Raw genomic sequence first — 12,893 nt, 5'->3', positions numbered from 1 at the left:
CCGACGGGCGTAGCGTCCCCGAGCAGGACTTCCGCCGCCGCACGGATGCTCGGAAGGAGCCGCGCCATGAAGCGGTCCGCTGCCGTCCTCGCTTCGCTGATCCTCGTCCTCGCCGGGGTCGCCGCCCCGGCCGGGGCGGCCCCACCCGCCGATCCGCTGGACGTCTACGTGGCGGAGGTGGCGCCGGCCGACGCGGCGGCGTTGGCCCGCCAAGGCTTGGACGTGGTGTCCAACCAGGTGGTCGGCGACCGGGTCCGGGTGGAACTGGTGCTGGCCGACAGCGAACGCGACCGGCTGGTCGAGCGGGGCGTCCCGGTGCAGGTCAAGAAGTCCAAGGACGGCAAGACCGCGCGCCAGTTGGCCGCCGAGCAGGCCGCCGACGGGCACACCGTGTGGCGGTCGTTCGACGAGACCGGCGGCATCCGCGACGAGCTGTACTCGCTGGCCCGCGCCAACCGCAACCTGGTCAAGCTGTCCGTCCTGGGCCGCACGGCGCAGAACCGCGAGATCATCGCCCTCAAGGTCACCCAGGGGGCGCCGGGCCTCAAGGACGGCGCCCGCCCGGCGGTGCTGTACTCGTCGTTGCAGCACGCCCGGGAGTGGATCAGCGTCGAGGTCAACCGGCGCCTGCTGCGCCACTACCTCGACCGCTTCAAGGCCGACGACCCGGAGATCAAGGACCTGCTCAAGAGCACCGAGCTGTGGTTCGTGGTGGTGGCCAACCCGGACGGCTACCAGTACTCGTTCGACACCGAACGCCTGTGGCGCAAGAACCTGCGGGACAACGACGGCAACGGCGTGGTCAACGTCGGCGACGGCGTCGACCCCAACCGCAACTTCGACGAGCACTTCGACTACGACAACGAGGGCTCCTCGACCGCGCCGTCCAGCGACACCTACCGCGGCCCGAGCGCGGCCTCCGAGCCGGAGACCAGGGCCATGCAGGGCCTGATCGACCGGATCAAGCCGAAGTTCCAGTCCAACCTGCACTCCTACGGCCCGTTCATCCTCTACCCGCAGGGCTGGCAGACCGGTTCCCCGGAGGCGGACAACCCGGTCTACGTGGCATTGGCGGGCACCGACGCCAACCCTGCGATCCCCGGCTTCGACCCCGGCATCAGCTCCGACGAGCTGTACGTGACCAACGGCGAGACCACCGACTACGCCGACAGCGCCGCCGGCACCGTGGCCTTCACCCCCGAGCTGGGCGAGGGCTGCGAGGGTTGCGGTTTCGTCTTCCCCGACGACGAGGCGCTGGTGGAGGCGGAGTTCCAGAAGACCCTGCCGTTCTCGCTGTCGCTGGCCCGGTCGGCGACCGATCCGGCCAACCCGAAGTCGGCCGCGGGCCTGACCACGCAGCCGTTCTACCTCGACCAGGCCGACGCCGACGCGGAGAACGGTCCGCTGTCGATGCTGGACTTCACCTTCGACGTCTCCTACGGCGACCCGCAGGAGGTCCGGGTGCTGGCCAAGCGGTCGCTCGGCGCGGTCACCGCGAAGTGGCAGGTCAACGGTGGCGCGGTGCAGAGCGCGGCGACCGGCGAGTGGACCGGTGGTGAGCGCTACGGCGCGGGCAACTCGAACTACTACCACGTGGTGAGCGGGCAGGTGACCGGCACGAACCCCGACGACTCGGTGAAGGTGTGGTTCGAGGGCGGTGGCGCGACCAGCCCGTCCTTCGAGTACCGGGTCGAGTCCGACAGCGGTGCCCGGGTGCTGGTGCTGGCGGCCGAGGACTACACGGGCGCGTCGCCGCTCAAGACCGGGGTGACCGCGCCGCAGTACCTGTCGTACTACACCGACGCGCTGGCCGCCTCGGGCACCAGCTTCGACGTTTACGACGTGGACGCCAACGGCCGCACCGCGCCGGACCCGCTGGGCGTGCTGTCCCACTACGACGCCGTCATCTGGTACACCGGCGACGACGTCGTCACCCGTGACGCGGGACGGCCCGCCGGCACGGCTTCCAGCCTCGCCCAGACCGAGCTGTTCGCGGTGCGCGACTACCTCAACGAGGGCGGGAAGGTGTTCTACACCGGCAACTCCGCCGGTCAGCAGTACAGCTCCGCCCTGGCTCCGCAGCTCTACGACCCGTTCCAGAACGCCTCGTGCGCCGACCCGGCCGTCGCGCCGCGCTGCCGCCCGCTGGGCGGGTCGGGCAACGGGCTCAACGACGTCATCGAGTACTGGTTCGGCGCGGGCCTGGTCAACGCGGGCGCGGGTCTGGACGCCAACGGCGACCCGAACGCCGTCGAAGGCACCGCGCCGCCGCTGGCGGGCCTGGCGTGGACGCTCAACGGCGCGGACTCCGCGCAGAACCAGAGCCGGACGGCGTCGTTCATCACCACCAGCGCCCTGCTGCCCGCCAACCGCTACCCGCAGTTCGCGAGCAGCCCGGTGGCCGCGTGGGCGCGTGCCGGCGGCCCGTTCGAGCCGCACACCGGCGAGTTCTACGCCTACTCGCAGATCGGGGACGTCTCCTACAAGCGGTTGACCCGGACGATCTCCGTGCCCGCCGGCGGCGCGCAGCTGTCGTTCTGGACCTCCTTCGACACCGAACCGGCGTGGGACCACGTGTTCGTCGAGGCCCGCCCGGTCGGCACGGAGACCTGGACGACCCTGCCCGACCTCAACGGCAACACCACCACCGCGACCGGTGACAGCTGCCCGGAGGGCTGGCGGGACATCCACCCGCACCTGGACCACTACCAGACCCTCAACGCCGACGGCACGTGCTCGCCGACCGGGACGACCGGCGTGTGGAACGCGTCGTCCGGCGGCTCGGGCGGTTGGCAGCAGTGGGCCGTCGACCTGTCGGCCTACGCCAACGGCCAGGTCGAGGTGTCCATCGCCTACGTCAGCGACTGGTCCGTGCAGGGGCTGGGCGTGTTCATCGACGACATCGTGGTGTCCACGGGCGAGGGCAGCACCTCGTTCGAGACCGGCCTGGACGGCTGGGCGTTCACCGGTCCGCCGGTGGGCAGCGCGGTGAACCCGAACAACTTCGAGCGCATCACCGCGGCCGGCTTCCCCGAGGGCGCCGCGGTGGCCACGGAGGACACGCTGTACTTCGGGTTCGGCTTCGAAGGGATCAGCGACGCGGCGACCCGCAATGCGGTGATGGACCGGGTCCTGGACCACCTCCTCGGCGGGTGAGCCCGCCGCCGACCGGGTCGGCGCGGCAACGCCGCCGCGCCGACCCGGTTCGGTTGTCCACAGTGGACTTGACGCCGGAAGTCCCACTCCTGAGCCGCAAAAGTGCGGTCGGGCGGCGTGGGACCATGCCTTCGTGGACCAGGAGATCGCCAACCACGTCACCGGCGGCGTGCACGCCCCCACCGTCCAGGCGGGCGTGATCGAGGGCGGCGTCCACTTCCACGTGGCCGCCGCCCCGCCGCCGGACGACCACCTGCTGCCGGCCGCCGTCCGGTCGCTGCTGCACGCCCAGATCAGCGCCGCCCACGAGCTGCCCTACCAGCTGCGCGGGGCGCGCCGGCCGTCGCTGGCCACCGTGTACGTGCGCCAGGACCTCGGCGCCGGCATCGAGGAACCCCGTGCCGAGGCGCCCCGGCCGACCCCGATCGTGGACGGCCACGGGCAGCTGGTCGAGGTGCCGCGCGCGCCGGTCGTGCGGGTGGCCGTGCGCCCGCCGGCCCGGACGGTCCGCGAGGCGCTCGACGGCGACGAGCACCTGCTGGTCACCGGCGGCGCGGGCCAGGGCAAGTCGACGCTGTCGCTGCGGCTGGCCGCCGACCTGGCCGCCTGGTGGTGCGGCACGGGGGAGAACCCGATCACCGAGGAGGCCGTGCCGCTGCGCCTGCCCGCCCGCGAACTCGCCGCCCGCCTCGACCTGCCCTTCTCCCAGGCCCTGGCCGACAGCGCGCACGCCGAGTACGGGGCCCTGCTGCGCGCGCCCGTGACCGCCGACCTGCTGGCCGAGCGCGTGGCGGGCCGGCGGTGGCTGCTGCTGGTGGACGCCCTGGACGAGGTGGCCGACAGCGCCGACCGCGACCGCCTGGTCACCGTACTGGCCTCCTGGGCCGGCGAGGACGCTCCCTATCGGGTGATGCTGACCACCCGTCCGGTGGAAGGTGGGGCGCTGGCCCCGCTGCACCGCATCGGCGCGGCCCGCTACGAGCTCCAGCCGTTCGACGAGGAGGCCCTGCTCTCCTTCGCGCACAACTGGTTCGCCGACGACGACCCGGACCTGGCCCACCGCTTCGTCCGCCAGATCCGCGCGGCCCACCTGGACGAGCTGGTCCGCGTGCCCCTGCTGGCCACCATCGCGGCGATCATCTTCGAACAGCGCTCCGACCGCCCGCTACCGGACAACCAGTACGAGCTGTACGAGTCCTACCTGGCCTTCCTCCGCTCGGCCCGCACCCCGACCGGTCCGTTCGAGGACCACCGCGAGGCCCTGCTGGAACACCTGGGCCGCATCCGCCTGGAAACCGACAGCTCACTCCTCGACGCCGCGCGCCACTGGGTCCGCACCCACGTCCCCGCCGGTGCCCTGCCCCCGGACTGGCCGGACGCCCTGACCGCGTTCCTGGTCTCCGTAGGCCCGTTGATCATCCGCACCGGCGACCTGCGCTTCCTGCACCACAGCTTCGCCGAACACCTCGCTGCGACCTCGATCGCCCGCGACCTACCAACCGCTTTCAACCCCCAACACCCAGAATTCGTCCGCACCCTGTACGCCGCCCGCCCCCGCGAACGCGGCCACTTCGCCCGATCCGTCCTCCTCCACCACACCCGCCTACGCCCCACCGAAGCCGACCCCCTGATCAGCCACCTGCACTCCGGCGACGCCGAACACCACCTCCTGGCCGCCCGCCTGCTGGCCAGACGCGTGCCCGCGAGCGCGTCGGTCGTGGACGCCTTCCTGGAAACCGTGTGGGGCTGGGCGATGACCAGCCTCTACCCGTGCGCCGAAATCCTCGCCCAAACCAGCCGCGCCACCCACCACCCCGGCCTGGCCGACTGGCTCACCACCCTGATGCGCACCACCACCGCCCCACCCGACTCCCGCATCGAGGCCGCCTCCGCCCTGGCAACCCGCCTGCGCGGCCCCCAGACCCCCGAGGCCATCGCCTTCCTGACCGCTCTCGTGGACGACCCGGACGCGTCCGTCTGGGAACGCCTGGACGCCGCCCAGGCCCTGGCCGACTGCGGCGAGGGCGAACGCGCAGCAGCCGAACGCGGCCTGCGCTCGGTCCTGGAGAACCCTTGGGCCTCCGGCTACCGCTGCCGGACAGCGGCGGTCGTGCTCTCCAATTTCGGCCGAGAGGCGCGCACATACGCGATCCAGTCCCTGACCCGCCTGCTCGACGACGGCACCACCCCACCGGATGACCTCGTGGAAGCGGCGACCGGGCTCGTCGAGATCGGCGCGGAGTTCCACGATCGCGGAGCCGAGATCTTCCACGCGATCCTGACCGACCCCGTGGACGGCACAGCGGGCAGGCGCGACGCGGCCCTGGGCCTGGCCTCGTTGGGCTCAGACCACAGCGCCGAAGCCGCCGGCATCCTCACCGCCTTGGCCCGCGACCCCCGCCGCGACCACTACAACCGTTCCCTCATCGCGGGAGTGCTGGCCGAACTGGGACCGCAACACCGCAAGACGGCGGCCGACTTGATCGTCTCGGCACTGGCTGATCCCTTTCTCACCCCGAACGACCGCTCACACTGGGCGAAGCAACTCGGCACGATGGGCGTGCAGTGGCGCGAGCCGGCGGCGAAGCACCTGCGCGAGGTGATCGCCGACGGCGGCGCGATGGTTGGAACCATGCGGGTGTGTGCCGGAGGGCTCGCGGACCTCGGGCCGGAGTACGTCGCCGAGTCGGCCGCCGAACTACGGCGGATGGCGACTGAGGTCGAGATGACGGAATCGGTCCGCACCTGGACGTGGGCGCGGCTCACCGAGTACGCCGAGCCGTACCGGTCGGAGGCGTTGCGCGAGTTGCGGTCACGGCTCACCGCACCTCGACTGCCGGCGGAGGAGCGGTGCGTGGTCGCGGGGCGCTTGGTCCGTTCGGGGCCGGAGTTCCACGACGAGGTGAAGCAGTGCCTGCTCGCGATCACACGCACAGAGATCGACTCGACCACGGTTCTCCGGGCTTGGACAGCCTTGGTGGACTTGGACCCTGGGCTGCGTGGGGAAGCGCTGGCGGCGTTCGAGGACATCCTTGTCCAGGGCGGTACCCGGTACATCCACTACGCGGCCGACCTGCCATCCTCCGACGAGGAGCACGACCGGGTCGCGGCAATCCTGCTCGGTGTCCTGGCGGACACCTCCGGGAGCCTCAGGAGCCGACAGGAGGCGGTTGATCCCCTGTTGCGGCTCGGGCGGCGCCATCACCGGGCCGTCGTGGACCTGGTGTGCACGATGATCCGCTCCATCGTGCGTGAATTCTCCGACTTCCCCTTTCTGGCCAGGTCCCTGACCGATGTCGGGGTGGAGCTGCGGAAGCAAGTCGCGGACGTGCTGTGTGAACTGCTGCCGCAAGCCGTCACCAGCGAGGCGGCCACTCGGATGGCGACGGCGCTGGGAGTGCTGGGCTTCGGCGACCGGCCCGAAGCCCTGGCTGCACTGCGCGGTGTCCTGGCCGACGGCTCCGCCGATCGCCATACCCGGGCGGAGGCGGCCGTGATGCTAGCGCGGTGCGTGCCGGAGGAAGCTAGCGAACTGGCTGCCGCCGTGTTCGAACCCGCTGACGACGAGAATTATCCTGGGGGCTTCCGTCGGCGAATGGCGACCTTGGCTGGAACCGGCGTCGATGTCGTGCCCCTGGTGCGCGGCCTGTACAAGAACCCCGATACGCCGCACTGGGTTCGCGTGGCGGCGGCCGGACTGCTGCACGACCTGGGTGAGAAGGGCGCACTCGACGAGCTGCGCCGCTTGGCAGACGACGAGTACCTGAGCCCTTCGGACCGGTGCACCGCGTTGATCGAGGTGGCCCGACGTGACCCGGCAGGGGATGAGGCGGTGCTCGCGTACTTCGAGGCCGTCGCCGGCAATGGCAGCGAACTGCTTGATGAACGCGCGTTCGTCGCACACTTGGCGGCGCACTACCGGTCCGAGCACGTTCCCTCCGCAGTGGCGCTGCTGCGTTTCGGCGCCTCCGACCGGACGGCGACACCAGACGAGCGAACCGCGTGCGTGGAACGCCTGCGCAACCTGTTCGTGGTGGAAGAGGTCGAGGTCGGAAGGCTCGCCGTCGAGGTGCTGGGGTATCCGGGCGCCCGGCGGCGTTCGCGACGCCTGGTGCTCCTGCTCGACCGGCAGAAGCGGACGGAGGTGGAAGGTGACCTGCTGGCCGACCGCTCACTGTCGCTCGCCGTGCGAGTGCCCCGATCCGACATGTGGGACGACCTGCCCTTGGCGGCCGAGGCGGAAGCCGAGATCCGTGACGTGCTGGCCGGGCCGGAGACCTCCACCGGGGAACGGGTTAACGCCGCGATCGCGCTGGCGACGCTGTCCGGCCATTTCGTGCCCGAAGCGACCAGCGTCTTGACCGGCATGCGGTCGCGCGAGGCCCGCAAGGCGTTGGCCGGACTGGGGGCGGCGCAGTGGCGGCAGGTGGTGGGTGAGGCGGAGCGCGAGGTTCTCGATGGTTCCCTGCCGTTGCGAGAGCGGGTCGAGACGGCGTTGATGGTCGCCGAGATCGCGCGGGTCCTGCCCCAGTCGGTGGTGGGATTCCTGCGCGAAGCGGTGGCGAGTGTGTCTTACCTGAGCCGCTTGCGCATCCGGTTCGCGTTGCGGAAGACCGATGGGCTGCACCCCGTGCGGGCGATGCGCGATGACACCACCCTTCCCTCCGCTGTCCGGTGGCGGGCAGCGGTCAAGCTGGTGCCCTACGACGTGGCCGACCGCGCGGCGGCGGTCTCGTTGCTGCACGCGATCGCCACCGATCCCGCGCAGAAGCCCGCGTTGCGGCACCAGGTCACTCACGACCTCGCCCGGCTCGGGACGCCTGGCAGGGAGAAGGCGGTGGCGGTGTTGCGCTCGATGGCGACTGCGGAGGAGATCCCGGTCGCCATCCGGATCAGGGCGGCGAGTGAACTGTTGGATTCCGCCCCGGCTTGGCGGAGGGAAGCGTTGGCGCTGTTGCGGGGTTTCCGCGGCACCGCCAACCCGTTCCTCCGCGGGCGGGCACTGCTGGGGATCGGTCAGCTCGAACCGGCGGAAGCGGCCGTCCAGTTGGCGGCTATGGCCGTGGACCCGGAACTGCCGGCGATATCGCGGGTTCGGTGTGCCGAGGACGTGGTCAGCCTGTGGAGGCCGTTGCGGGAGAGGGCTGTGGTGGCGGTTCGGGCGGTGGCGTGCGACGAGGGGATTGCCCGGCATGTTCGGCGGCGGGCGGCGCGGGACTTGGCCCTGTGGAGTGAGGTGTGTCGTGAGGAGGCGCGCGGACTGGTACGGGAGCTAAACGTTCGTGGCGATCACGATCGTTGCGGCCGTGATCCATCCCAGTGAGGTGTAGAGGGCCTGGCCGTCCTTGCTGGCCAAGAGGATGCCGGTGTGGGCGTCCAGGTTCGCCGCCTCGGTGACCAAGGTGCCCATGACCACCGTGCCCAGGCCGCAGCGGCGGTGGTCCGGCTGGGTTTCGATCCTGTCGGGGACCGCGTGGCCGTCGACCACCGAGGCCTGGCCGCTTGCCGCCAGCGCCTCCCCGTCGTGGATCTCGACCTTGAGCACGCTGCCGGTGGAGGTCGTGGTGACCTGGTAGGGAGCAGGGGCGACCCGGGTCGGGTGGCCGGTCAGGGTGCGGGTCATCAGGTACTCGTGCGCGTCGCGGGGGGTCAGGCCGGCCGCGCGGAGGGTGTGTTCGACCTCGTCGGGTCTGGTGGTGGCGACGGTGACCCAGGTCGTCCTCGTCGCGGCGGCGGCCTCCGCGCCGAGGGTGTGGAGGGTCGTGTCGTCGTCGTGGAGTGCGATGATCTCGCGGTAGCGGGAGGGCTGGTCCTGGACCGAGTGCAGGCCGCCCCGGGCCTCCTCCGGCACCGCCCAACCCCGGCACTCGCGCCAACCGCGCTCCCACTGGCGCATGAGGTCGGTCAGGGTGGTGGTGCGGGTGGTGCCGGTCATGGGTCCTCCGTCGCTCGGCTTGTTGCAAGCTTATGGCAATAGACGACCGGATGAAAGAGGTGCCAGGTGGGACTGGTCGAGCTGGACCTGCCCGACCCGCTCCGGCTGCGCGGCCGGTGGGCGGCCTTCGCGGCGGTCTGCGCCGCACGCGGCTGGGGCGACAACTGCCACGCCGACGGACACGTGTGGCACTACGACGACGGCGGCGGCAACTGGGCGGACCTGCACCACCTGGGCGGCGGCCGAGCACTCCTCCTGGGCCACGACCACGAGTACTCGGAGACCTACTACGCCAACGCCGCCGAGTACTTCGAGGAGGAGGAAACCGACCTCCTCGCCGGCGCCCCGGAGTGGTGGTACCCACCGGTCCGCGCGGTGATCGACGAGGGCCGGTGGGTCGGTTTCGCCTACGGCTTCGAGGACGGCCGCTGGCACCGCGCCCCCTACGACCTGGACGACGGCTTCGACTCGGTCAACCTGCCCGCCCTGGACACCCGCCGCTGCCACGAGCTGATCACCGACTTCATCCAGGACGCCCCCCAACCCAACACGGGGGCGATCGACGCCCTGATCGCGGCCGACGGCGAGGTGACTGAAGCGCACCTGGCGGCGGTCGTCGGTCCGACCGGGTGGGACGTGGCGGCGGGCGTGGCGGCGGCCCGTCGGTTCCGGGAGGCGTGACACCACACCTCCCGGAACCGGCTCAGGACACCGTGGTCGGTTGTTCTTCTTCCTCTTCGGTGAGGAACCCGCCCGACTGGTGGTGCCACAAGCGGGCGTAGGTGCCTTGTTCGCGGAGCAGTTCGTCGTGCGTGCCCTGTTCCACGATGCGGCCCTGGTCGAGCACGACCAGGCGGTCCATGCGGACGATCGTGCTCAGCCGGTGGGCCACCACGATCGCCGTGCGGCCCTCCATCAGCCGCCACAACGCCTCCTGCACCAGGAGTTCGCTCTCCGAGTCCAGGGCGCTGGTCGCCTCGTCCAGCAGCAGGATCGGCGCGTCCCGCAGGATGGCGCGGGCCAGGGCGACCCGCTGGCGTTGGCCGCCGGAGAGCTTCACGCCGCGCTCGCCGACCAGGGTGTCGAAGCCGTCGGGCAGGGTGCGTGCGAACTCCGTCACGTGGGCCGCGCGGGCGGCGCGTTGGATCTCCTCCTCGGTGGCGTCCGGGCGGGCGAAGGCGATGTTGTCGCGCAGGGTTCGGTGGAACATCGCCGGTTCCTGCGGGACGTAGGCGATCAGGCCGCGCAGGTCGGCCTGGCGGAGCTTGGCGATGTCCTGGCCGCCCACGAGGATGCGTCCGCCCTGGATGTCCATCAGCCGCAACAACAACCGGGTCAGCGTCGTCTTGCCGCCGCCGGACCGGCCCACCAGGCCGATCTTCGTGCCGCCCGGGATGTCCAGGTCCAAGCCCTGGAACAGGGGCTTGCCGGGAGCGTGCGCGAAGTCCACCCGGTCGAACCGGACGTCCCCCGCGCCGGCGCGCAACGGCTCGGGCGCGGGCGGGTCCAGGACGGTCGGCGGGTCCAGCAGCAGTTCGGTGAACTGGGCCGCCTCGGTCAGAGCGCTCTCCAAGCGCCGGTAGATCTGGTTGAACTCGAACATGATCCGCGTGGCGCTGGAGTAGTAGGTGAACGTCACCAGGATCGCCTCGACGCCCAGCCCGTCGCTCAGGCCGACCGCCAGCAGCAGGCCCAGCGCGTTGGTGAGCACGGACATCGGCGCGACCAACGTGTCGATGCGCAGGTTGCCGTAGTCCCACGACCGCATCGCCAGCCGCCGCGACTCGGCGACCCGTGCCCGGTGCTCGGCGGCCTCCCGGTGCTCCGCCGCGAACGCCCGGACGGTCTCCATGTTGGTCAGCGTGTCGGCGACGTGCCCGGACACCCTGGCGTAGGCGGCCTCGCGCTCGTCGACCAGCTTCTGGCGGCGGCGCACCAGCGGCGCGACCCCGAAACCGGTCACCAGGATCAGGCCGATCAGCACCACGACCAGCATCGGGTCGTAGCGCCACAGCACCACCGACGCGAACACCAGCGGCACCAGGTTGGCGATCACCGAGAACGCCAGCGTGTCCACGAACTCCTCGAACCGCGAGGAGAACCCGAGCACCCGCTTGGTCAGCGAACCCGCGAAGTTGTCGTGGAAGAACGCCGCGTCCTTGGCCAGCAACTCGTCCATGCCCACCACGTTCAACCGCTCGATGCCGCGGCCGTCGGTCCGGTTGAGGCAGTGGATCCCGATGCGCCACAACACTTCCGCGAGCAGCAGCACGCCGGCGAAGCCCAGGACGTAGGGCAGGACCGTGGCGGCGGTGTGGTCGCCACCGCCGGCGAGGTGGCCCACCAGCGAGGCGACCACCAGGGGTGCGAGGTAGTTGATGCCGATGTTGCCGAGGGCGGGCATGATCAGGGCCGGTGCGGCCATCGCCTTCTGGCGCACCAGCTCGCGGCCGTAGTAGCGCAGTGCCAGCACGACCGCCGTCTTGCGTTGGCGCGGAGGGGTACCCGCGGGGTCGGGCGATTCGGGCACAGTGATCCCTTCGCCGGGGTTTTTGTGGGGTTGCCACGACATGCTGCCGCAGCCCCGGGCGGGCCGGCGAACGAATATCGGCGCGATGCGGTCCCACTCCGCACGGTTGCGGACAGCGCGAACCGGCGGTCCACGGTGGACGGTCAAGGGGTCAGGTCAGCAGGAGCCTGCCGTCCAGCGCCAGCGGGGCGTGGGCCAGGTTGGGCTGGTAATGGCGTTGGAAGACGTGGGCGGCCAGTTCGCTGCGGCTGCGGACGCCGACCGTGTCGAAGATCTTGGTGAAGTAGCCGGCCAGGGTGTTCCGGGACAGGTGGAGCTGGGCCATGATCTCCTCGGTGGAACGGCCGCGCAGCACCAGCTCGGTGACCTCCCGGTGGCGGGGGCTCAACGCGTAGGCGTCCAGGACGATGGCCGTCAGCTCGGTCAGGTCGGGCGGACCCACGGAGATGGTGACGGCGCCGTCGGCGGGCATCGCGTAGGCGGTCAGGGAGATCCACGCGCCGGAACGGGTCTTCGCGTGCGAGCGGACGCTGCCGCGCGGACCGGCGGTCCGCGCCCTGGCGGCCAGGGCGCGCAGGGTGTGCGGCGAGTCGTCGGCGTGGTGCGGGCGGCCGTCCTCCTGGAGTTCGGTGAGCAGGCGGTCGGCCGTGCTGGTGCTGTGGGTGATGCGCTGGTCGGCGTCCACCACGACCAGGCCTGTGCCGTCGACGGTGGTGCCGGTGTCGGTGCCGTGGCGCAGGAACGACCGGCGCAGGGCCTCGGTGGCCGGTGCGACGACGGCGTGGGCGGCGGCGAGGTCGGCCGCGGTGAACGGGGTGGTGGCGCGGCACCACACCAGCAGGCCCCAGGTGCGGGCGCCGTCGCGCAGGACCACGCGCAGCTCGTCGGCCAGGCGCAGCGGCGCGAGGATGTCGCGGTAGTAGGTGCTCGACGCCAGGTCGCCCCCGGTCGAGGCGGACAGCAGGCTGACCGGCGACTCGCGGCGGGCCAGGGCGCGGACGTTGTCGACGCCGTCCTGCTCGACGTGCTCGATCTCGAACAGCCGGGGCATGACGTCGGCCGGGAAGCCCTCGTGGTGGACGCCCCCGGTGTCCAGGAGGGTGGACGGGTCGAGCAGGACGCCGCACCACACGTCGGCGGGCACCGCCCACAGCAGGGTGTCGGCGGCGCGGGTCAGGACGTCGGCTGCGGTCGTGGCGGGGGCCAGGTTGTGGCCGAGCCTGGCCTTGAGCTCGTTGCGGGAGCGGGACGGTGGCACGGGACTCCCCCTCG

Annotated in this window: 6 protein-coding genes; 3 read left to right on the top strand and 3 right to left on the bottom strand. The window is 71.5% G+C overall.

The window, feature by feature from the left end; genetic code table 11:
- Window positions 1-66 precede the first annotated feature (66 nt).
- Together WBN91_RS07995 and WBN91_RS07990 are read left to right on the top strand one after the other, a co-directional pair.
- Window positions 67-3,156, top strand: coding sequence for a M14 family metallopeptidase (locus WBN91_RS07995; RefSeq protein WP_337722625.1), 3,090 nt, complete (start codon window positions 67-69; stop codon window positions 3,154-3,156).
- Between the two features lie 133 nt (window positions 3,157-3,289).
- A complete protein-coding gene (locus WBN91_RS07990) occupies window positions 3,290-8,479 on the top strand; it encodes an NACHT domain-containing protein (protein ID WP_337722624.1) in 5,190 nt (1,729 codons plus the stop codon).
- Here the strand turns inward: WBN91_RS07990 and WBN91_RS07985 are convergent.
- Complete coding sequence (locus WBN91_RS07985; RefSeq protein ID WP_337722623.1) at window positions 8,429-9,091, bottom strand: GNAT family N-acetyltransferase; 663 nt, start codon at window positions 9,089-9,091, stop codon at window positions 8,429-8,431. The two genes, WBN91_RS07990 and WBN91_RS07985, sit on opposite strands and share 51 nt — an antisense overlap.
- A gap of 66 nt (window positions 9,092-9,157) precedes the next feature.
- Here WBN91_RS07985 and WBN91_RS07980 point away from each other — a divergent pair, with 66 nt between their 5' ends.
- The gene (locus WBN91_RS07980; protein WP_337722622.1) at window positions 9,158-9,772 is read left to right on the top strand and encodes a proteophosphoglycan 5; all 615 of its coding nucleotides are present in this window, start codon (window positions 9,158-9,160) and stop codon (window positions 9,770-9,772) included.
- Window positions 9,773-9,794: 22 nt separating this feature from the next.
- Here the strand turns inward: WBN91_RS07980 and WBN91_RS07975 are convergent, their stop codons facing one another.
- Together WBN91_RS07975 and WBN91_RS07970 are read right to left on the bottom strand one after the other, a co-directional pair.
- Window positions 9,795-11,621 (bottom strand): ABC transporter ATP-binding protein, encoded by a 1,827-nt coding sequence (locus tag WBN91_RS07975; RefSeq protein WP_337722621.1) that lies wholly within the window; start codon window positions 11,619-11,621, stop codon window positions 9,795-9,797.
- 151 nt (window positions 11,622-11,772) lie between these two features.
- Complete coding sequence (locus WBN91_RS07970) at window positions 11,773-12,879, bottom strand: helix-turn-helix transcriptional regulator (RefSeq protein ID WP_337722620.1); 1,107 nt, start codon at window positions 12,877-12,879, stop codon at window positions 11,773-11,775.
- Window positions 12,880-12,893: the final 14 nt, after the last annotated feature.

The organism is Saccharothrix sp. CCNWYY140 (genome assembly GCF_037401995.1).
Taxonomy (GTDB): domain Bacteria; phylum Actinomycetota; class Actinomycetes; order Mycobacteriales; family Pseudonocardiaceae; genus Actinosynnema.
Note: the sequence above shows the minus strand (reverse complement) of the source record. Positions and strands in the feature narration are given on the sequence as shown.

Coding starts and splice junctions, on each gene's coding strand:
- WBN91_RS07995 (WP_337722625.1), top strand. CDS start 67: ATGAAGCGGTCCGCTGCCGTCCTCGCTTCGCTGATCCTCGTCCTCGCC.
- WBN91_RS07985 (WP_337722623.1), bottom strand. CDS start 9,091: ATGACCGGCACCACCCGCACCACCACCCTGACCGACCTCATGCGCCAG.